The sequence below is a fragment of the Brevundimonas sp. AVps7 genome (assembly GCF_058681545.1).
On record NZ_CM178742.1, the window covers coordinates 531,050 to 551,064 of the forward strand.

Below are 20,015 nucleotides of genomic sequence, written 5' to 3' on the forward strand. Positions count from 1 at the left end.
CTCCTCTGTCCACGTTGCGAACCTAGGTCAATCAGATTATCTTAGTCAACGATGAAGTTAGAAAAAATAACTGATGAATTCACCAAGGCGTCGGGACGCCGGTATCATGACGCCTGCGGAGCGGCGCATGGGCTGGATCTGGTGGGCGAGCGCTGGGCCCTGCTGGTCATGCGCGAGCTTATGTTCGGTCCGCGACGGTTCGGAGACCTTAAGGCCGATCTGTGCGGACTGTCGGCCAATGTGCTGACGCAGCGGCTGGAGGGGCTGGAGGAGGCGGGCATCGTGCGGAAGCGGAAACTGCCGCCGCCGGCCTCGGTGCAGGTCTACGAACTGACCGACTGGGGCTACGAAGCCCAGCCGGTGTTCGAGGTGCTGGGTCGGTGGGCGGCGCGGTCGCCCCGGCATGATCCGACCCTGCCGATCAGCGCGGTGTCGACGATGATGTCGCTGCGGACCATGTTCGACGCCGAGGCGGCGAACGGGTTCAAGGCGCGGATCGGCTTCGTGTTCGGGGACCGGAGCTTCGTGGCGACGATCGCCAACGACGACCTGACCAGCGAGCGCACCGAGATCGAGGACTGCGACGTGGTGTTCGAGGGCGAGCCGTCGGCGATCATCGAATATGTCTACGGCAAGCGGCCTCTGGCAGGGATGGAGGCCGAGGGGCGGCTGACGGTCACGGGCGACCGGGCGCTGGCCGAGCGGTTCCAGACCTTCTTCGGCCTGCCTGAGAAAGCCTAGGCGAGCATGTCCAGCAGGGCGCCGGCCATGTCGTCGGCGGTCCTGAGCACGGCGATATTGGCCGAGACGGAGGCTTTCGCCTCGATGCGTTCGACCATCTCGGCCTCGAGGTTGTCGAGCGGGGCCTGGGCCGTGCGCACGGCGCTCTGTTCGAACCGGGCCATGGCGGAGGCGAGGCCCCCGGCGGCGATGGAGGAGGCGATCATCGCGAGATCCTGAGGTTCTCGATGGCGCCGGCGATGCGGTCGAAGGCGGCGCCGATGCCGGACGCGCTGTCGACCGGGAAATAGTGTTCGTCGTCGGTGGCGCAGCGGCGCAGCAGGGTCTGGGCCGTGCCGTCGACCTGGACGGCGACCGTGTACACCTCGATGTCCTGGTCCTTCATGTTGCCGCACATGTCCTCGACGCCGGCGGTCGGGTGGTCGAAGCGGTTGTCCATGGCGGTGCGGCGCTGGGAGTCCGAGCCGGAGGTAATGCCCAGACGGTTCTGCCAGATGTAACCCAGCCCACTGTAGCTGCTGTCGTTGGGATTGTTCGCGCCACCCATGACGTTTTCGCCGTCGGTCATGATGATGATGATCTTGGTCAGCCGGGTCGTGCCATAGGCCCGGCCATCGCCGAAGGGAGCGTTGGGAGACAGGGTGTGCCAGCCCCACATCGTGCCCAGCGGCACGTTGGTGTTGCCCGTGGCGACCATGTCGTCGACCGCGTCGCGCAGCGCCTGGTAGTTGTCGGTGAGCCGGATCAGCGGCACCAGACTGCAGCCCTTGTTCGGTCCCCGCGAGCTGTTGAGGCTGAAGAACGGGCTGTTGGTATATTTTTGCCAGCGCCTTTGCCGGTTGTTCCACTGCGTGTTCCGGGCCGTGCTGTTGCCGACGTTGGCTCTGTTGTTACTGATCCCGTCAAGGACGTAGTCGTTCTCGTAGTCCCAATTTTGCCAGGTCGAGTCGTTCGGATAGGCGGCGCGATCCGGCGTATCCGGCGAGAAATAGGGCACGAACATCCGGGCTTCCGTACCTGCCAAGGGCGCCGTGTCGCGGATGTCGTAGGGCGCCGCGCGCGCCTCAACACAGCCGCCCCAGGTTGTGCCCAGACTGCCGAACAGGGTGAAGCGGCCCCGGTTGCTGGTGAACAGTTCCGATCCCGTGTGATTGTTGGCGTTCGACATATAGCTGGGCACGGTGTTCGACCCGCCCTGCGAGATGCGCACCGTCTGGGAGAAGGGCACCAGGGAGATCTTGATGGCGTCCGGCTCGATCGAACGGCTGTCGGCCGCCTCCAGGCGGTCGATCAGGTCGATGGCGGCGGCCTTGGTGTTGGTCAGCTTGGCCCCGGACATGGACCCGGTGTTGTCGAGGACGAGGGCGACCTCGACGCGGTTGTTCGAGCGCAGGACCTCGGAGTGGGCGCCGACAGGGATCTGGTCGCCTGTGCCGCGCCCCACCATGGGCAGGATGATGTTGGCGACCAGGGCCGTGACATTGACCTTGGCGTCGCCCACCACGGCGCCGGTGCTGTCCAGGACGAAGGTGGTCTGGGCCGTCAGCAGGCTGATGTCATTGTAAGGCGCGAGGTTGGCGCGGAGCGAGGCCAGACCCACGCGGGTGATGTCGGCGTCAGCCGTATAGGGAGAGCGGGCGGCGGCCAGGGTGGCGGCGTCCAGGGCGTCCTGAAGGTTTGCCTTGACGGTCGAGGCGCGGTGGATGTCGATGCCGCCGAAGGTGATCAGCAGCAGGACCGGGATCACGAAGGCCGAGATCATGGCGATGTTGCCGCGCGTGTCGGAGGCGAAACGGCGCGCGACGTCCTGCAGTCGACGGCTCTCCCGGTTCACGATCGTCATGGCCCACCCGTGCTCGCGGCGGCCCCGGACGGAGGACCGCAATCGACCTCGTCTAGCGCGTGACGGTTAAGGCTTAGTCGAAGAAGGGCGGTTAACGTCCGTCCGTCAGTCGAGGACGCAGGACGCCAGACCCTCGTTGCGGACGACGCGGGCGCTGGCCTGGACGCGGGAGGCCCGGCGGCGGACGTAGGGACCGGGCGAACCGGCGTTGTAGCGACGCGGCGAGGGCAGGATGGCGGCGATGCGGGCGGCCTCGCGCGGGGTCAGGTCGGCGGCGGACTTGCCGAACCAGTGTCGGGCGGCGGCCTCCGCGCCATAGACGCCGGGTCCCATCTCGGCGACGTTCAGATAGACCTCCATGATCCGGCGCTTGGACCAGACGGTCTCGATCATCAGGGTGTAGCCGGCCTCGAGCCCTTTGCGGATCCAGTCGCGTCCGGGCCAGAGGAAGACGTTCTTGGCGGTCTGCTGCGAGATGGTGGAGCCGCCACGCACCTTTCGGCCGCGCTCGTTGTCGCGAAGAGCCGTCTCGATCGCCTTCATGTCGAAGCCGCCGTGGCTGCAGAAGCGGGCGTCCTCGGCGGCGATGGCCGAGGCGACGAGGTTGGGCGAGATCTGGTCCAGCGAACGCCAGCGGTAGTCCAGTCCGTTCCCGGCGATGAACTCGCGCGCCATCAACAGGGTGATGGGCGGCGGGGCGATGGCGTGGATCAGGACGCCGCCGATCGGCAGGGCGGCGAGGACCACGAGGGCGGTCAGGATCGGGCGGCGGTTCTTCTTCAGCCGCGGCGGTGCGTCAGTCATGATCCCTCCCGGCGGGGAGTTTTGGCCGGGAAGCGTGGCGGTGCAAGGGCGAAGCTATCTCGCGTTCACGTCCCACAGAAAGACGACAGCGAAGGCGCCGATGACGACCAGGGCCAGAATGCCGACGGCCATGCAGCCGAAGGCCATTCGCGGCGTCTCGCCTCCCGGTCGACCGTGCATCAGCAACCCCCGTTCGCGACAAGGCTAGGGTGTGTCGGCCAAGCCTGTCGAGTTGGGCGTGTCGAGTTGGGGCCTGTCGAGGCCTAGAGGCCGGAGACGCCGGCGTTGCCGTCCTCGTCCGCCCAGGCGACGCGGGTCGCGTCGGGGCTCATGGCCAGGGCGACGATCGGGGCGCCCTTGTCCGCCTTGATGAAGTTCAGGCCCTGTCCGGCCGGATCGGCGACCCAGACGCGGCCGTCGGCCAGCCCCGCGGCCAGCCGGCCGTGCGGATTGGAGGCGGCGACGAGGCTGACCAGGGTGGTGTCATCGAAGCCGATCTCGGACGCCTCGCGCCCCATCGGGCCGTTGGAGCTGTCGAAGGGCCACAGCACGGCGCCCTGGGCCCCCGAGGTGGCCAGCAGCCGGCCCTTCGCCATGAAGGCGACCGAGCGGATCTTGGATGGGTAGCCGCCCATCCGCATGTTCTTCGCGTCCTTCAGCCGCCAGCCGTGAAGCTGGGCGTCCTGCATCATGGTGACCAAGAAGCCGCCGTCGGGCGAGAAGGCGACGCCCGTGTGCGACCCGGCCCAGGCCAGTTTGGTCGGCTTCTGTTCGGCGATCCGCGCGTACCAGAGCCAGGCCCCGCCATAGGTCGAGGCGGCGATGCGTCGGCCCTTGGGATCGAAGGCGACGCCGGAGACGGTGCGTTCGTGGGTGAAGTCGCGGCGGAATCCGGCGTCGGTGGCGTCGATGACCGACAGGGTCTTGCCGGCGGAGAAGGCGATCAGGTTCGTCTCTGACGAGGCGTCAATGGAGTCGATCCATTGCCCCTTTGCGGTGGCGAGGACGCCGGCCTCGCCCTTGCGGCTCCAGATGACCCGGCCATCGTCACCGCCGGTGACCAGGCCGTCGCCGGACGGATGGACCACGGCGCACAGGATCGCGCCGTCATGGACGGCGTCGAAGGTCCGGTCCTCGAACCGCACGGAGCCGTCGCCGAGGGCGAAGACTGCGCCGGAAGATTCGAAATGGGCCGAGGTGACCTGGGCGTCGAAGGTGAAGGTGGTCATGGAAATTCAGTCTGCTGGCGCGCGGGCGTTCAGACCGAGCTTTTTCAATCGAGTTATGGCGCGGCGGTCGAACGATACGAAGATTTCGGCGCCGAGCTGGCGACCCTGTTCAGCGATCACGCCATCAGCGAAGTCCGCTCCGGCTCTTAAAAGCGACAGGCCTGTTCGCACACAAGCCCGGTCCATCGAGAAGGGAGCCTGGTCCAGAAGACCCTCGATGAAATAGGCGATGCTCTCTCGATCGACCCGGTAATGGGTCCGGAGCACCCAAACCAGTTCGCAAAGCGCCGGAAGGCTGAGGATGACCTCGTCGGCCTGCTCGACTTCCTGGCGGGCCTGCGCAGTCTGCTGTGGCGTATCGTCTATGAAAAGGCAAACCAGAACATTGGTGTCAATCGCGATCGTCAAGCTCGCCTGCCCATCCCTTGGCGATGATCTCGTTCATATCGTCGATGGAGAGAGGTGGCGTTCCCGGCGGAACTTTCAGGCGACCGCTGATCGCGTCCCAGTCGATGGGCTTTCGATCGCTGTGCGACGGCGAGACCACCCGCACCTCGACTTCGAGGGTGTCGCCGGCTCGCGCGCCCGCACTCTCAAGAAGCGCCTTCCGGAGCGTGACTTCGCCATTCGCGTCGACAACGACCATCGTCATCCGGCCAGTCTACCTCCCAGCATTGCTTGCCTCAAGCCGCGCAACCTTCGAAGCCGGCCCTGATGGCGGCCTCGTCGAGGTCGCGGCCGATGAAGACGGCGCGGGACCAGCGGCGTTCCGTGGCACCCCACTCACGCTGGAGATCGCCCTCCAGGATCATGTGGACGGCCTGGAAGACGAGGCGTTTGTCCTCGCCCTCGACATTGATGATGCCCTTGGCGCGCAGGATGTCCTGACCCTTTTCGCCCAGAAGCTTGTCGAGCCAGGCGGTGAACTTCACGCCATTCATCGGGCGGTCGAGCGACAGGGAGATGCCCTTGATGTCGTCGCCGTGGTCGTGGCCGCGCGGGCCATGGTCGTGATCGTGATCGTGATCGTGCGCGTGGTGATGGTGGTCGTGATGGTCGTGGCCGCAGTGTTCGTCGTGGACGTGGCCGGCCTCGCCGTGGGCGGGGTTGGCGAACTCCGGATTGATGTCGAGGATACGCTCAAGGTCGAAGCCGTGCAGGCCGAGCACCTGATCGAGCGGCACGTTGGCGCGTTCGGCGCGGGTGATGGGGGCCAGCGGGTTCAGCTTGCGCAGCCGCTGTTCGACGGCGACCAGCTCGGCCTCGGAGGCCAGGTCGGTCTTGTTGAGGATGATGCGGTCGGCGAAGGCGACCTGTTCGCGCGCCTCTTTCGAGTCGTCCAGGCGCGCCATGACGTGTTTGGCGTCGACCAGGGCGGTGACGCTGTCGAGGGTGGTCTTGGCCTTGACGTCCTCGTCGACGAAGAAAGTCTGGGCCACCGGGCCGGGGTCGGCGAGGCCGGTGGTCTCGACGATGATGGCGTCAAAGGCGGGGGCGCCGGGTTTCTGGCGCTTCATCAGGCCGGCGACGACGCGGATCAGGTCGCCGCGCACGGTGCAGCAGACGCAGCCGTTGTTCATCTCGAACACGTCCTCGTCGGCGCCGACGACCAGGTCGTTGTCGATGCCGATCTCGCCGAACTCATTGACGATGACGGCGTAACGCTTGCCGTGGTCCTCGGTCAGGATGCGGTTGAGCAGGGTGGTCTTGCCCGCTCCGAGATAGCCGGTGAGGACGGTGACGGGGATCTTGGTGGAGGCGGTGTCGGTCATGGGGTCCATCTAGGGAGACGAGGGGCTGTCGGAAAGGCGCTCACCCTCCCTTTCGTCATCCTCCGGCAAGGCGCTCTTCGCGCCGCAGACCGGGGGACGCAGCGGCGCCGAAGGCGATCTGTTCAGGCACGATGTATCAGCGAGCGGTGTGCGCGACAGGTTCGCGCTCTCGCGCGCCGCTGCGTCCCCCGGTCTCCGCTTCGCTGCGCCGGAGGATGACGAAACTAGAGGCTAGAGACTTCGCCAGCGATCAGCCGTGTACTTGCTGATTGCGAGCGCCACGAAGACTCCACCGATCCAGACGAATTTGGGCAGCGACGTGAGGTCGAAAGCCCAACCACAGACACAGACGAGGCCAGCGGCTACGACGACGAGGGTGGCGGCGAACCACACCCATTTCATGGCTGACCAGCGTGACCCGGCCATCAGCAGGTCGGACAGTCCGGCATCACGTCCGTCTCGAGCTGGAGCGTCGTGTGGGCGATGGCGAACTTAGACTTCGCCAGGGCCTGGGCCTCGATCAGCAGGGCGCGGGGGTCGCTGCGGTCGTGGACGAGGTGGGCGGTCAGGGCGGTCGTCGTCGTCGACAGGTTCCAGACGTGCAGGTCGTGGACGGCGCGGACACCGGGCAGGGCGGTCAGGGCCTCGCGCACTGCCGCGACATCGACCGAGCCGGGGGCGGCGTCCATGGCGAGGCCGACGGAATCCTTCAGCAGGCCCCAGGTGCCCCACAGGATCACGGCGACGATGACGATGGAGACGATCGGATCGAGGATCGACCAGCCGCTGAACATGATGATCGCGCCGGAGATGACGACGCCGATGGAGACGCCCGCATCGGCCATCATGTGCAGATAGGCGCCGCGGGCGTTCAGGTCCGAATGGTGGTCGCGCATGAACATCAGGGCGGTGCCCAGGTTGATGACGAAGCCGATGCCGGCGACGATCATGATGACGCCGGACTGGACCGGGGCGGGCTCGGCCAGGCGCTGAACCGCCTCGAAGGCGATGGCGCCGCAGGCGAAGATCAGCAGCAATGCGTTGGCGAGGGCGGCGAGGATGGTCGCCTTGCCGAAGCCGTAAGTTAGCTGCGATCCCGCCGCGCGACGGGCGAGGACGGCCGCGCCGCCCGCCATGGCCAGGCCGAGAACGTCGGACAGGTTGTGACCCGCGTCGGCGAGAAGAGCGGTGGAGCCTGAATAGAGGCCGGCCCCGAACTCGCAGACGACGAAGGCGAGGTTGACGATCAGGCCGACGAGGTAGCGCCAGTCGCCGGTGTCGACCGGGCCGTGGGCGTGACCGTGATGGCCGTGGGCATGTCCATGCGAATGGTCGTGACCGTGGTGGTAATGGACACTGTGATCATGGTCGTGATGGGCGTGGTCGTGGGCCATGGCCCAGCCTAGGACCTGATCCGGAAAAGTGTGAAGCGGTTTTCCGATCGGATCAGGTCCCAGAATTATGCTGGACCTTGATTCACGGCATCAGCGAGATCGCGAAGCGATCTCTCCTCAGCCGATCAAGGTCTAGTGCTGGTGCGTCACGATAAGAAGCCCGATCGCGATCAGGGCGAGGCCGAGGATGGCGCCCTCGTAGCGCGCCCAGCGCTCGAGCTTCAGCACGGAGGCTCCGGCGCGGGCGAGGGTGGTGAAGGTGGCCATGCCGAGAATGGTCCCGACGGCGAAGGTCAGGGTCAGCAGAGCCAGGGCGCCGACGCCCTCCTGGGCCGAGGACATATAGATGGGCAGCAGCACCTCGCCGGGGGACAGGGCCATGACGGCGACGAGGCCCCAGAAGGCGGTCGCATGGCCGACCGTGGGCTCGGCCAGATCGAGGGCCGGGCCGCCCGCCATCACGGGGCGGCGAATGACCGACCTGACCAGATAGAAGGCGCCGAAGCCGAACAGCAGGACGGCGGAGAGGTGGGGCAGGAGGCCGGCGACGATCCCGTCCAGCGCCAGACCGGCGGCGACGATCAGCGAGCCGACCAGGGCCGTGGTTGCGATGTGGGCCAGACCGGCGGCGGAAACGGCCATCAGGCTGCGCGGCAGGCTCCAGCGCTGGGCGCGGCCGACCAGCACGAACGGCAGCCAGTGGGTGGGCAGGGCCGCATGCAGGAAGGCCGCCGCGAACCCGCCCCCCAGAAGGGACCACAGGACCGGCTGTTCGAGATCGGGCGGCGACATTGATCCCGATATAGCGTGTTACTTTATAACGGTCGAGTGTCCGTGCGAGATTTTCCTTTCGTCATCCTCCGGCGAGCGCAGCGAGACCGGGGGACGCTCGTCATCTTCCGGCCGATCGAAGATCGGACCGGGGGGAGGCGCCGAAGGCGATCTGTTCAGGCAGGATGTTGGAGCGTCGGCGTGTGCGGCAGTTTCGCGCTCTCGCGCGCCGCTGGGTCCCCCGGTCTGCGCCGCCAAGAGGCGGCTTGCCGGAGGATGACGAAAGATATCACCGATAAAGCGATCCCCGATCCAGCGGCACGCCGCTCGGGCCGGCGCGGCGGCGCTGGGCGACCGTCTGGTAGACGAGGATGGATCCGCGCTCGAAGCCCTTGGCGCACATGGCGAAGAAGATGAGCCACAGGCGGGTGCGTTCCTCGCCGACCATGGCGACGGCCTCGTCGCGATGGGCCATCAGGCGGCGGGACCATTCGGCGGTGGTGGCCTGGAAATGTTCGCGCAGGTCCTCGACGTCCAGAACCTCGAAGCCCAGACGGCCGAGGTTGGTCACCGTCATGCCGATGGTGTCCAGCTCTCCGCCGGGGAAGATGAAGCGGCCGATGGTGCGGGTGGCGTTGGTCTGGGGCGTGATGTTGCCGGCGTCGCGGCCGCCGCGCCGGGTCGAGGCCTGGTGGAAATAGAGGCCGCCGGGCTTCAGGAGGCGATGCATCTCCAGGAAGTGGCGGTCGTGGTTGGCGAAGCCGACGTGTTCGAACATCTCGACCTGGGAGATGGCGTCGAACTGTTCGGTCATTTCGAGGTCGCGGTAGTCCTTGAGCTCCAGGGTGATCCTGTCCTGCAGGCCGAGGCGGGCGATCTTGGCGTTGGCGAAGGCGAGCTGTTCCTCCGACAGGGTCACGCCGTGGACGGTGACTCCATAGTGTTGCGCGGCCCAGCAACTGAGGCCGCCCCAGCCACAGCCGACGTCGAGCAGTTTCTGGCCCGGCTTGAGGCGGAGCTTGCGGCAGATGAAGTCCAGCTTGCGGGTCTGGGCCTCCTCCAGCGACTGGGCCGCGTCCGCATAGTACGCGCTGGAATAGACCATCTCCGGATCCAGGAAGAGGCCGTAGAAGTCGTTGCCGACATCATAGTGGAAGGAGATGAAGTCCTTGTCCTTGCGGGCGGACTTGTCCTGACGTTGGCCAGCCTCGCCTGTCGGGTCATAGGCGGCGTCGCCGACGGTGCGGGTCGAGCCCGCCAGCAGGAAGGGAATCAGCTCGCGTGCGATCAGTCCCTTGTTCACGCGCTTCGGCAGGTGGACGGCGCGGCCGTGGTCCCAGCGGTCGGCGGCCTCCAGCGGCGAGCCGCCCTCGATGCGCACGTCGCCGGTGGCGTAGAGCTCGAACAGGGTCATCAGGCCGGGCTTGAGGATCAGGCGGCGCACGGCGGACGGGTCGGACAGGACGATGCGGATGTCGTCGCGGGCGTTCTGGCCCAGGGGAATGACCTCGCCCGTCCACAGCTGGAGCGACAGGTCGGCCTGCAGGTGTTCGGCTATATGTAATGCAATGCGGCGGGCGGCGGTGACCCGGCGGTCGATCGTCTGGGTCATGGCGTGGGTCCCTCGTAACGCGGCTTCGTCTTTGCACGGCGGGTGAGAACGGGGCTAGATCAGCCGTCGAAATGAGCGACGCCGGGCGTTTTCGCCGCCTTTCGCGTTGACTCCGAGGGGCCGGTCCGTATATGTCGCCGCTCTTCGCCCGCGGGGTCTACCCGGCGGGCGCATCCTTTTTTGCGTTACGCTGAGGCTCCAACATGTACGCGGTGATCAAGACCGGCGGCAAGCAGTACCGGGTTCAACCGGGCGACACGATCGTCGTCGAGAAGCTCGATGGCGATGCCGGCCAGGAACTGAAGTTCGACAGCGTCCTGATGCTGGGCGGCGACAAGGGCGTGACCCTGGGCGCCCCGCTGATCGACGGCGCCTTCGTCGGCGCGACCCTGATCGAGACCCGCAAGGGCGAGAAGGTCAAGATCTTCAAGAAAACCCGCCGTCAGGGCTATCGCCGCACCAACGGCCACCGCCAGATGGAATCGGTCCTGCGCATCACCGGCATCGACGGCGCCGGCGAGACCGCCAAGTGGGACGGCAAGATCGACCTGATGACCAAGGCCGAGATCAACCTGCGCGCCCGCGGCCTGGCCAAGCGCGACGCGACGTCGGACCTGGGTTCGACCGAGACGGTCGTCGCCAAGGGCTCCAAGTCCTCGGCCAAGGTCGAAGCCGGCGTGGTGGAAGCTTCGGCTCCCGCCAAGAAGGCTCCGGCCAAGAAGGCCGCCGCCAAGACCGACGAAGCGTAAGATTTAACCGCGCCGCGAGGCGCGACCCGATGATGCCGCGCTCAACCAGGCCAGACGGCCGTTAGCGCAACGAAGAGAGACTTCAGATGGCTCACAAGAAATCCGGTGGTTCGTCGCGTAACGGTCGCGACTCTCACTCCAAGCGCCTCGGCGTGAAGAAGTTCGGCGGCGAGAACGTTCTGGCCGGCAACATCCTCGTGCGCCAACGCGGCACCACCTTCCACCCGGGCGACAACGTCGGCCTGGGCCGCGACCACACCCTGTTCGCAACCGAGCACGGCGCCGTGAAATTCACCAAGAAAGCCAACGGCCGTTGTTACGTGTCGATCATTCCGGCGAATGACGACCAGATGGCCCTCGCCGCCGAGTAACGCGACACCGGATTTCGGATCGCGTTGCTCCTCAAAAAGCAGCCGATCCGGACCAAGGGAAATATTCCGCGGGGAGTCTGGATCACCAGGCTCCCCGTTTGCGTTCCCCGCCTTGAAGTCCGCCCGAGCCCTCCAAGGAGGCGGACCGCATACCGAGGCTGGAAACATGTGCGTCATCGAAACCTCTCCGGTCGTTGAGACCCGGCGTCTTGTGCTGCGCGCGCCCGCGCCGCAGGACGTCCCCGCGATCGCCCGCATGGCCAACGATCACGACATCGCCCGCATGACCAAGCGGATGCCGCATCCTTTCGGACAGGGCGATGCGGAGGACTTCGTCATCGCCGTCGCGGCCCAGAATCCGGCCAAGGCCATGACCTTCCTGATCGAGCACGAGGATCTGGGGCCTGTCGGCGTCCTCGGCCTGTTCGAGGACGAGGATCGTGTGCCGGAGACCGGCTACTGGATCGGACGCGAGTTCTGGGGCCGGGGTCTGGCGACCGAGGCGCTGGAAGGCGCCCTGGTCTGGGCGTCGAAGCGCTGGAAGCGGCGGGCCCTCGTGGCGGGGCATTTCGCTGACAACCCGGCGTCGGGGCGGGTGCTGGAGAAGGCGGGGTTCCTCTACACCGGCGAGACGCGCCGGGCCTTCAGCCGGGCGCGGAAGGCGGACATCGACACGCGGATGATGGTCTGGCTGGCGTGATCCAGATCCTCCCCCGATGGGGGAGGTGGCACGGCGCGTCTTTGCGACGTGACGGAGGGGCCCGCCCCGGGCGCAGTATCCGGGGTTGGCCCCCTCCCCCGCTTCGCGGTCCCCCTCCCCCGATGGGGGAGGATTAGCCCGCCAGGCTGGGCCCGAAGGCGACGACAGCCGCCACGACCCCGCCGATGACGGCGGCGCAGGCGCCGGCCACGAAGGCGAAGGCCGTGCGGGTCTGGCGGCGGCGCATGCCGCCGGTGCGGACCGAGCGGATGATGACGAATGGCGACCGGTCGAAGGCTTCCGAACCGACGATATTATGCTGGGACATGGAGACGCTCCCCGAACTGATTGGGTCCGACGAAGGCGGGTCTGGTGCGTCTGAAAGATGGCGAACGGCGTTCAGGCGCGAACCTGTGATCGGATGACCGCGGTTATCCGCAGAAAATGAGCCGTCCGGACCAGGCCCGGTAGTAGCCGCTGTTCGGATCGTAGGAGCGGTAGCGCGAGGCGCAGTATGACGACCGGCCCGGGTCGCGGCCGTTGGCATAGCCGCCGCCATAGTATGCACCGACCTGACCGCCGTAGCCGGAGCCGGGATAGACCTGATCCGGGCGGCCGTAGGCGCCGTAGTACTGGGTCCCCTGATTGTAGGGCTGGTAGGTGTAGCCGCCGCCGTCGGGCTCCCGGCCATAGCTTCTGTGGCGATGGTTGGAGCCATACGAGCTGTATGAGCGGACCGGACGCTGGTCGCGCCAGCGGGCGTCACAGTCGTCGCGCGCCCGGTCCCAATAGGCGTCGCAACGATAGTCGCCGGGCCGATCCTGCTGACCGTTGTAGTCGTTGCCGTAGCGGCCATAGCTCGAATACGACCGGGCCTGATCCGGATAGCCCCAACTCTGGGCTGCGGCCGGCATGGCGGCAGACAGGGCCAGCAGGGTGACGGCGGCGAACGCGGGAGCCTTCATGGAAAACGCCTCGGCTGGTGCGGGACCGGCCCGCCGGTGGATCGGGGGGTAAGCCTTTTACAGGGTGACGTTGGCCGTCGTGCCGGCGCGGGTGACGACGTGGCGCATCAGGACGATGCGGTCGCCGCCGGCGCTGACTGGAGTGATCAGGAACCAGCCGCCGTCAGGCAGGCCGTCGAAGCGGAAGCGCCCGTCCTGACAGGTCGCCGAGCGGACATAGGACCGGTAGTCGGCATTGGGATCGGCGACCGTGCGGGCGCGCACCACAGCCTCGGGGACCGCAGCCTGATCAGTCGACCCGTACAGGGTCTGGACCCGGGCGCGGGTGTAGGGGGTGTCCGGCGTCAGGGCGACCGAGCCGGTGCAGGCGAAACTCTGGCCGTCGCGGCCGAAGGCGACGCGGCCTTCAATGCCCGCCGTGCCGGTGCGGACCGACCAGCCGAAGTCGGCGGCGCTGAAGGCGGCGGGGGGAGCAGGCACATAGGCGCCCGGCCCGGGGACGGGCGCGCAGGCGGCCAGTACGGCCGTGATGGCGGCGGTGGCGACGAGGGCGGAAGCGAGGCGCATCGACATCGGAGTTCTCTCGAAGAGGCACGTAGGATCGCCTGAGGGGCGAGGCCACATGACGCCTAACGCAGGCGTAAGGTCAAGGTTGCGGGACCTGACGGCGGGCGCCACAAGACCCGGATAACAGAGCGGCCGGCCGGTTCGGACCTGTCGCCGAACCTAGTCTACGGGGACCCCATGACAGTCGTATTCGCAGACATCCAGGCGGCGCAGGGCCGCATCGCCGGACAGGTGGACCGCACCCCCGTCCGCTATTCCCGCCGCCTGTCACAGCTGACGGGCGCCGAGGTCTGGATCAAGTACGACAACCTGCATTTCACCGGCAGCTTCAAGGAGCGCGGGGCGCTGAACCGGCTGCTGTCGCTGACGCCGGAAGAGCGGAAACGCGGCGTTGTGGCGGCCTCGGCCGGCAACCACGCCCAGGCCCTGGCCTATCACGGCGGAAGGCTCGGCGTGCCGGTGACCATCGTCATGCCCGAGGGGACGCCCTTCACCAAGATCGACGGCACGCGCGGCCACGGCGCGAATGTCGTCATCAAGGGCGCGGACTTCACGGGTTCGACCGAAGAGGCCCATCGTCTGAGGGACGAGGAGGGGTTCGTCTTCATCTCCGCCTTCGACGACGAGGGTATCGTCACCGGTCAGGGCGTCTGCGCCATCGAGTTTCTGGAGGACGCGCCGGATCTCGAAGCCCTGATCATTCCCATCGGAGGCGGCGGGCTGATCGCCGGCTGTTCGATCGCGGCCAGGGCGATGAAGCCGGACATCCGCATCTTCGGCGTCGAGGCGGCGATGTACCCGTCGTTCAGCGCACGGAGGAAGGGCGAGACGCCGAAATGCGGCGGGGCGACGATCGCCGAGGGCATCGCGATCAAGGCGGTCGGCGACATTCCGTTCGCGCTCGCGGATCCTCTGGTCGAGGACGTCCTGGTCGTCGACGAGGAGGATTTCGAAAAGGCCGTCGCCCTGTTCGCCACGCTGGAGAAGACGGTGGCCGAGGGCGCCGGCGCGGGCGGGCTGGCGGCCCTTTTGCGCTACCCCGACAAGTTCAGGGGAATGAAGGTCGGCCTGGTCCTGTGCGGCGGAAACATCGACGCGCGCATGCTGGCCGTTGTGCTGAACCGCGAGATGGTCCGTGAACGGAGACTGATCGTCTACCGGATCCTCGGCGACGACCGGCCGGGCATGTTGTCGGCCATGGCGGCGGTGATCGGGGGCCTCGGCGGCAACATCATCGACGTCGTCCACAACCGTCTGGCGCTCGACGTCCCGGCCAAGGGGGCGGAGTTCGACATCATGGTCGAAACGCGCGATAGCGCCCATTCCGACGCGATCGGACAGGCTTTGAAGGACCAGGGATATGCGCTTCGGATGGGCTAGTGCGGCGACGGCCGCCGCCGTGATTTCGGTCTTTGGCCTGGCCGCCTGCAACCGCGATGCGGCGGGCGACGCCGATCTGGAAGCCAACGCCCGGGCGGCGGCCTTCTTCATGGAATCCAACGGCAAGGCGGACGGGATCGAGACCCTGCCCAGCGGCCTGCAATACAAGGTCGTGCAGTCGGGACCGTCGGGGGCGGCGACGCCGGACCGGAACGATCTGGTGCGCGTCGACTATGAAGGCGCCCTGACCGACGGGTCGGTCTTCGACAGCTCGTTCTCGCGGGGCCAGCCCTATGTGACCACGGCCGAACAGGTCGTGCCCGGCTGGACCGAGGCCCTGCAGCGGATGAAGGTCGGCGACGAGTGGATGCTCTATGTGCCGCCGGCGCTCGGCTATGGCGAGAGCGGCCAGGGGGCGGACATCCCGCCGAACTCGGTGCTGGTGTTCCGCATCAAGCTGCTGGACGTGGCCCCGGTGCCGGGCGGCGGACGGGGTGTCGGGCTGGCGACGGGCTGAAGTTTCCTTCACCCCTTGCGGGAGAAGGTGGCAGCCGGAGGCTGACGGATGAGGAGCCGCACCGGCTGCTCGAGTGAGGGCTGAACCATCGCCGACGTTCGACGTCAGCGTGACCCCTCATCCGACCTCGCTTCGCTCGGCCACCTTCTCCCGCAAGGGGAGAAGGGCCCACTCGGCTTGAACGCTCTCATCTTCTTCGTCGGGCATGCGGACGCCGCGTGCGGCGACGAACGCCTCGACGTCCACCAGCCGCGACAGCGCCCACACGGCCGCGCCCCTCACCTGCGGGGAGGCGTCGTCCAGCAGACGTTCCGCGCTCTCGACCAGGCCTGACTCACCGCTGTTGCCGATCGCATAGAGGACGTTGCGCACGAAGCGGTCGCGGCCGATGCGTTTGATCGGGCTCTTCGAAAACAGGATGCGGAAGGTCGGGTCGTCGAGCGCGGCGAGGTCGGCGAGGCGGGGGCTGACCGATATCTCGCGCGCGGCCAGCCGAGTTTCGCGCGACGCCTGTGCGAACTTGTTCCACGGACAGACGGCGAGGCAGTCGTCGCAGCCGTAGATGCGCGACCCGGTCAGGGCGCGGAACTCGACCGGCCAGGGTCCGGCGTGCTCGATGGTCAGGTAGGACAGACAGCGGCGCGCATCGAGCTGGAACGGCGCCGGGAAGGCCTTGGTCGGGCAGGCGTCGAGACAGGCGGTGCAGGAGCCGCAGTGTTCGGTCTCGGCCGCGTCCGGCTCCAGCTCGGCGGCGGTCAGAATGACGCCGAGGAACAGCCAGTTTCCGTGCTCGCGGCTGAGAAGGTTGGTGTGTTTCCCCTGCCAACCGAGGCCGGCGCGCTGGGCGAGGGGCTTCTCCATCAGGGGGGCGGTGTCGACGAAGACCTTCACCTCGGCATTCAGGCGCGAGGCGAGCTGGCCGGCGAGGGTCTTGAGCCGGCCCTTGATGACCTCGTGATAGTCGTCGCCGCGGGCGTAGACGGAGATGTAGCCCGCCGAACGGTCGGCCATCTCCGGCAGGGGGTCGTGCTCGGGGCCGTAGTTCATGCCGAGGACGATGGCGGTCTTCGCACCGTCCCACATGGCGGTGGGGTGGGCGCGGCGTTCGAGGGTGGTCTCCATCCAGCCCATCTCGCCGTGGCGCCCGGCCTCGACGAAATGCTGGAGACGTTCGCCGGCGGACCAGGGCTCCGACGCCGACGCGAACCGGCAGACGTCGAACCCGAGCTCGGCGGCCTTTGTGCGGAGGGTGTCGCGGAGGTCGGACATGGGCTGCTTATGGCATCCCTTCTCCCCTTGCGGGAGAAGGTGGCAGCCGAAGGCTGACGGATGAGGGGTCACACCGCCGAATGAAGTGGGGATCGCGAGCGCTGACTTTCGACGTCAGCATGACCCCTCATCCGACCTCGCTCCGCTCGGCCACCTTCTCCCACAAGGGGAGAAGGGAAGGATTGTTAGAAATCCAGATCCGCGTAGTGCGCCGCAGGGGCCAGGCCCTGGAACCGGTCCGCCAGCAGGGGGCGGAAGCAGGGGCGGGACTTGATCTTCATGTACCAGGTCTTGAGCGCCGGCCAGTTGGCCCAGGCGACCTCGCCGAAATAGTCCAGCGTCGACAGGTGGGCGGCGGCGACGATGTCGGCCTGGGACAGGCGGCGGCCGGCGAACCAGTCGCGGCGGGCCAGAAGGGCGTCGAAGATGGCGAGGTGGTGTTTCAGCGCCTCGCGGCCCTCGCGCAGCATCCGGGCCTCGGGCGGGCCGAGGCGGAGGAGAGGCTTTTCCATCCGCTCGTGCAGCAGGACGGCGTTGACCTCGTCGGTGAAGCGGCGGTCGAACCAGGCGGTCAGGCGACGCGTCTCGGCGCGTTCGGCGGCGTCGGCGGGCATCAGGAGCGGCGTCGTCCGGGTGTCCTCGATCCAGCCGAGGATGGCAGGGGCCTCGCACAGGGTCAGGCCTTCGACCTGAAGGACCGGGGGCATGCCCGACGGGTTCAGGTCGCCGACGGGGCAGTCGGCCTCCCACGGGCGCACCAGCACCTCGGTCCATTCGATGCGCGCTTCGCCCAGGGCCAGACGCGCGGCGCGGCTGCCTGGATCGAAGGGGAAATGGAACAGGACGTTCGCCGACATCGGCCTGTCCTGCACCGTCGGCCGTTAAAGGCTCGTTTACGTTACGACCTTGATCGGCTGAGGAGGGATCGCGCTGCGATCCCACTGATGCCGTGAATCAAGGTCGCAGCCTCTCTCGGGCGTGATCCGACCGGAAAACCGCTGAACACTTTTCCGGATCACGCCTGAGGCGAAACGGGGACGGCAGGCGCAGCCGGACCGCGCGGATCGGCATGGATCAGGACGTCGGCGCCGGGGAAGGCGGCCGTCACACGGTCCTCGGCGGCGACGACGATGTCGTGGGCGGCCTCGAAAGACAGGGTGCGGTCGAGGTCGATGTGCATCTGGACCATCAGCCGGTCGCCCGACATCCGGGTGCGCAGCTGGTGCACGCCGCCGATACTGCCATCGGAAAGGACGGCGTTCGTCAGGGCGATGCGGTCGGCGTCCGACGCCTCCCTGTCGAGAAGTTGGTCGCCCGCGCCCTTGAGCACGCCGAACGCGCCCCAGAACAGCCAGACGGCGACCACCAGACCGGCGGCGGCGTCGAGGCCGGGCGCGGCCAGCCAGGCGCCGGAGGCGACGCCGATCAGGACCACGACGCCCGACGCCAGGTCGGCGGCGTAGTGAGCCCGGTCGGCGGACACGGCCATCGAGCCGGTGGCCTTCAGCGACCGGGTCTGGAGCCAGACCAGCAGGCCGGTCAGCAGGATGGAGACGAGCACGACGCCGACGGCCCACGAGCCGCCGACGACCGGCCGGGGATCGAACATGCGATGCAACGCCTCCCAGCCGATGAAGACGGCCGAGGCGAAGACGAGACCGGCCTGGACCAGGGCGGCCACGGCCTCGCCCTTGCCGTGGCCGAAGCGGTGGTCGGCGTCGGCGGGGGCGGCCGCCCAGCGCACGGCGAAGAAGGTGGTCAGGGAGGCGATCAGGTCGAGCGAGGAATCGGCCAGCGACGCAAGGATCGAAACCGACCCGGAGGCGCCGAGGGCAAAGGCCTTCATCGCGATCAACAGGACTGCGACGGCGACGGACAGGCCGGTGATCTGACGCGTCGAAAGGGGAGCGACGGCGCCCCACGGACCGGGAGCGGGGCCGGATTTTGGATCAGGCGCAGACGAAGGCGTGACGGGGGAGGTCATCGACGCCCTTTTCGCTGATCGCCCGTGAGTTGCCAATGGAGGACGCATCAGGAACCGTTGTTAGGCTTGCGGTCATGAAAGCGCCCCATGGTGCGCGCGGATTAACCCTGACGGGACGGGGACTTGCAGCAATGACGCCAGGCGTTAGCGAGCGGGACGGGGAGACGGCGGATCGATGGATCCCCCGCGCCGAGGTCCTGTCGCTGCTCGGGGTCAAGACCCAGACCCTGTACGCCTATGTCAGCCGGGGACGGATCACCGCCCGGCCAGACCCCACAGATCCCCGCCGCAGCCTGTACGCCGCCGCCGACGTGGCGCGGCTGAAGGGCGCGAGTTCGGGCGAGGCGTCCGGCGTGGTCGTGCCGTTCGAGCCGCCGGCGGTGAAGGGCGAGGCCCTGATCCAGTCGAAGGTCAGCCTGATCTCGGACGGGCGGCTCTACTATCGCGGGCGGGACGTGGCGCAGTGGGCCCAGAATGCGACGCTGGAAGAGACCGCCCGGCTACTGTGGGGCGCCGGGGAGACGAACCCGTTCGCCGGTCTGGGCGTGCGTGTCGACAGCGCCGGGGGCGCGTCGCACCGCGCGCGCCTGTTTGCGGCCCTCGCCCGACGGGCCGAGGAGGAGCCGTCCTCGATCGGCCGGTCACCCGAGGCGCTGATGGTCGACGCGGCCGTGGCGATGAACGAGGTCATCGATGCGGTGGCGGGGCCCGGACCCCGGCTGTTCTTCCACCAGCGGCTCGCACGCGGCTGGAAGATGCTGGAACGCGACAGCGTGCACCTGAGACGCGCCCTGGTGCTGGCGGCCGACCTCGATCTTGACCCCGCGGTGCTGGCGACGCGGGCGGCGGCTTCTGGCGGGGCGTCCCCGGCGGGAGCGGCCTTCGCGGGGCTGGCCACGGCGGCCGGGTCGCCGAGGGGGCGGACCCTGACGCGGGCCATCGCCTATGTCGCCGAGGCGCGACGTGATCCGGCGGGCGCGGCCCAGCGGCGGATGGCGGACGAGGGGGCCATTCCGGGCTTCGGCAGCGAAAGCTTCCCGCACGGCGATCCGCGCGTCGAGGCCCTGCTGGCGCTGGCGGACCTGCCCAACGACCTGACGGCGGTGATCCGCGAAGCGGAGGCCGCGAGCGGCCAGAGGACCGGGTTCGCCGGGGCTCTGGCGGTTATGGCGCGCCGTCTGGACCTGCCGCGCGACGGCGCGTCGGACGTGCTGCTGATCGGCCGGCTGACCGGATTGATGGCCCATGCGCTGGATCAGATCATCGACGGCTCGCCTATCCGGGCGCGGCTGCGCTATGTGGGTCCGAGACCGGCGAGTGACTGACCCGGCATTCTGAACGGGGACA

The 20,015-nt window shown here is 67.8% G+C and carries 24 protein-coding genes; 7 read left to right on the forward strand and 17 right to left on the reverse strand.

Features of this window, described 5'->3' with window-relative positions; genetic code table 11:
• Positions 1-51 precede the first annotated feature (51 nt).
• Positions 52-741, forward strand: coding sequence for a winged helix-turn-helix transcriptional regulator (locus ACW17Y_RS02670; RefSeq protein WP_492037241.1), 690 nt, complete (start codon positions 52-54; stop codon positions 739-741).
• Here ACW17Y_RS02670 and ACW17Y_RS02675 read toward each other — a convergent pair.
• From ACW17Y_RS02675 to ACW17Y_RS02725, 11 genes are all read right to left on the reverse strand, one after another.
• Positions 738-947: a flagellar hook protein FlgE gene (locus ACW17Y_RS02675; RefSeq protein WP_492037242.1), complete on the reverse strand. Its 210-nt coding sequence runs from the start codon at positions 945-947 to the stop codon at positions 738-740. The two genes, ACW17Y_RS02670 and ACW17Y_RS02675, sit on opposite strands and share 4 nt — an antisense overlap.
• Positions 944-2,584 (reverse strand): pilus assembly protein TadG-related protein, encoded by a 1,641-nt coding sequence (locus ACW17Y_RS02680; protein ID WP_492037243.1) that lies wholly within the window; start codon positions 2,582-2,584, stop codon positions 944-946. Before ACW17Y_RS02680 ends, ACW17Y_RS02675 begins: the two co-directional genes overlap by 4 nt.
• A gap of 105 nt (positions 2,585-2,689) precedes the next feature.
• Positions 2,690-3,388 (reverse strand): monofunctional biosynthetic peptidoglycan transglycosylase, encoded by a 699-nt coding sequence (mtgA, locus tag ACW17Y_RS02685; protein WP_492037244.1) that lies wholly within the window; start codon positions 3,386-3,388, stop codon positions 2,690-2,692.
• A gap of 54 nt (positions 3,389-3,442) precedes the next feature.
• Positions 3,443-3,568 (reverse strand): hypothetical protein, encoded by a 126-nt coding sequence (locus ACW17Y_RS02690; protein ID WP_492037245.1) that lies wholly within the window; start codon positions 3,566-3,568, stop codon positions 3,443-3,445.
• 83 nt (positions 3,569-3,651) lie between these two features.
• Positions 3,652-4,617 (reverse strand): WD40 repeat domain-containing protein, encoded by a 966-nt coding sequence (locus tag ACW17Y_RS02695; protein ID WP_492037246.1) that lies wholly within the window; start codon positions 4,615-4,617, stop codon positions 3,652-3,654.
• Positions 4,618-4,623: 6 nt separating this feature from the next.
• Entirely contained in the window at positions 4,624-5,025 is a 402-nt protein-coding gene (locus ACW17Y_RS02700; RefSeq protein WP_492037247.1) for a type II toxin-antitoxin system VapC family toxin, read from the reverse strand.
• On the reverse strand, positions 5,009-5,269 hold the full coding sequence (locus tag ACW17Y_RS02705; protein WP_492037248.1) for a hypothetical protein: 261 nt from the start codon (positions 5,267-5,269) through the stop codon (positions 5,009-5,011). The genes ACW17Y_RS02700 and ACW17Y_RS02705 overlap by 17 nt, the downstream gene beginning before the upstream one ends.
• Positions 5,270-5,300: 31 nt before the next feature.
• Positions 5,301-6,389, reverse strand: a complete 1,089-nt coding sequence (locus ACW17Y_RS02710; protein WP_492037249.1) for a CobW family GTP-binding protein — start codon at positions 6,387-6,389, stop codon at positions 5,301-5,303.
• Between the two features lie 425 nt (positions 6,390-6,814).
• Complete coding sequence (locus tag ACW17Y_RS02715) at positions 6,815-7,783, reverse strand: cation diffusion facilitator family transporter (RefSeq protein WP_492037250.1); 969 nt, start codon at positions 7,781-7,783, stop codon at positions 6,815-6,817.
• A 132-nt stretch (positions 7,784-7,915) separates the two neighbouring features.
• The gene (locus tag ACW17Y_RS02720) at positions 7,916-8,575 is read right to left on the reverse strand and encodes a hypothetical protein (RefSeq protein WP_492037251.1); all 660 of its coding nucleotides are present in this window, start codon (positions 8,573-8,575) and stop codon (positions 7,916-7,918) included.
• A gap of 268 nt (positions 8,576-8,843) precedes the next feature.
• Positions 8,844-10,166: a class I SAM-dependent methyltransferase gene (locus ACW17Y_RS02725; protein ID WP_492037252.1), complete on the reverse strand. Its 1,323-nt coding sequence runs from the start codon at positions 10,164-10,166 to the stop codon at positions 8,844-8,846.
• Positions 10,167-10,369: 203 nt separating this feature from the next.
• On the opposite strand from ACW17Y_RS02725, the gene rplU reads away from it, so the two are divergent.
• The 3 genes from rplU to ACW17Y_RS02740 all read left to right on the forward strand — a co-directional run bounded on the left by rplU (position 10,370) and on the right by ACW17Y_RS02740 (position 11,986).
• Entirely contained in the window at positions 10,370-10,915 is a 546-nt protein-coding gene (gene rplU, locus ACW17Y_RS02730) for a 50S ribosomal protein L21 (RefSeq protein WP_492037253.1), read from the forward strand.
• A gap of 86 nt (positions 10,916-11,001) precedes the next feature.
• A complete protein-coding gene (gene rpmA, locus ACW17Y_RS02735) occupies positions 11,002-11,286 on the forward strand; it encodes a 50S ribosomal protein L27 (protein ID WP_298160619.1) in 285 nt (94 codons plus the stop codon).
• A gap of 166 nt (positions 11,287-11,452) precedes the next feature.
• Entirely contained in the window at positions 11,453-11,986 is a 534-nt protein-coding gene (locus tag ACW17Y_RS02740) for a GNAT family N-acetyltransferase (protein ID WP_492037254.1), read from the forward strand.
• A 133-nt stretch (positions 11,987-12,119) separates the two neighbouring features.
• On the opposite strand, the gene ACW17Y_RS02745 is transcribed toward ACW17Y_RS02740, so the two are convergent.
• The 3 genes from ACW17Y_RS02745 to ACW17Y_RS02755 all read right to left on the reverse strand — a co-directional run bounded on the left by ACW17Y_RS02745 (position 12,120) and on the right by ACW17Y_RS02755 (position 13,524).
• The gene (locus ACW17Y_RS02745) at positions 12,120-12,314 is read right to left on the reverse strand and encodes a hypothetical protein (RefSeq protein ID WP_492037255.1); all 195 of its coding nucleotides are present in this window, start codon (positions 12,312-12,314) and stop codon (positions 12,120-12,122) included.
• A gap of 103 nt (positions 12,315-12,417) precedes the next feature.
• Positions 12,418-12,951 carry a BA14K family protein gene (locus tag ACW17Y_RS02750; RefSeq protein WP_492037256.1) on the reverse strand — a complete coding sequence of 178 codons (534 nt, stop codon included), beginning with the start codon at positions 12,949-12,951 and terminating at the stop codon, positions 12,418-12,420.
• Positions 12,952-13,008: 57 nt separating this feature from the next.
• The gene (locus ACW17Y_RS02755; RefSeq protein WP_492037257.1) at positions 13,009-13,524 is read right to left on the reverse strand and encodes a hypothetical protein; all 516 of its coding nucleotides are present in this window, start codon (positions 13,522-13,524) and stop codon (positions 13,009-13,011) included.
• 171 nt (positions 13,525-13,695) lie between these two features.
• Here ACW17Y_RS02755 and ACW17Y_RS02760 point away from each other — a divergent pair, with 171 nt between their 5' ends.
• Together ACW17Y_RS02760 and bamJ are read left to right on the forward strand one after the other, a co-directional pair.
• The gene (locus tag ACW17Y_RS02760; protein WP_492037258.1) at positions 13,696-14,898 is read left to right on the forward strand and encodes a threonine ammonia-lyase; all 1,203 of its coding nucleotides are present in this window, start codon (positions 13,696-13,698) and stop codon (positions 14,896-14,898) included.
• On the forward strand, positions 14,879-15,415 hold the full coding sequence (bamJ, locus tag ACW17Y_RS02765) for a BamJ family beta-barrel-assembly machinery protein (protein ID WP_492037259.1): 537 nt from the start codon (positions 14,879-14,881) through the stop codon (positions 15,413-15,415). Before ACW17Y_RS02760 ends, bamJ begins: the two co-directional genes overlap by 20 nt.
• Positions 15,416-15,532: 117 nt before the next feature.
• Here the strand turns inward: bamJ and queG are convergent, their stop codons facing one another.
• The 3 genes from queG to ACW17Y_RS02780 form a co-directional block, all read right to left on the reverse strand.
• On the reverse strand, positions 15,533-16,684 hold the full coding sequence (queG, locus tag ACW17Y_RS02770; RefSeq protein ID WP_492037260.1) for a tRNA epoxyqueuosine(34) reductase QueG: 1,152 nt from the start codon (positions 16,682-16,684) through the stop codon (positions 15,533-15,535).
• Between the two features lie 185 nt (positions 16,685-16,869).
• Positions 16,870-17,541, reverse strand: coding sequence for an FtsZ-binding protein FzlA (fzlA, locus tag ACW17Y_RS02775; RefSeq protein ID WP_492037261.1), 672 nt, complete (start codon positions 17,539-17,541; stop codon positions 16,870-16,872).
• A gap of 158 nt (positions 17,542-17,699) precedes the next feature.
• Positions 17,700-18,668 carry a cation diffusion facilitator family transporter gene (locus tag ACW17Y_RS02780; RefSeq protein WP_492037262.1) on the reverse strand — a complete coding sequence of 323 codons (969 nt, stop codon included), beginning with the start codon at positions 18,666-18,668 and terminating at the stop codon, positions 17,700-17,702.
• 131 nt (positions 18,669-18,799) lie between these two features.
• On the opposite strand from ACW17Y_RS02780, the gene ACW17Y_RS02785 reads away from it, so the two are divergent.
• Complete coding sequence (locus ACW17Y_RS02785) at positions 18,800-19,993, forward strand: citrate/2-methylcitrate synthase (RefSeq protein ID WP_492037263.1); 1,194 nt, start codon at positions 18,800-18,802, stop codon at positions 19,991-19,993.
• Positions 19,994-20,015 lie beyond the last annotated feature (22 nt).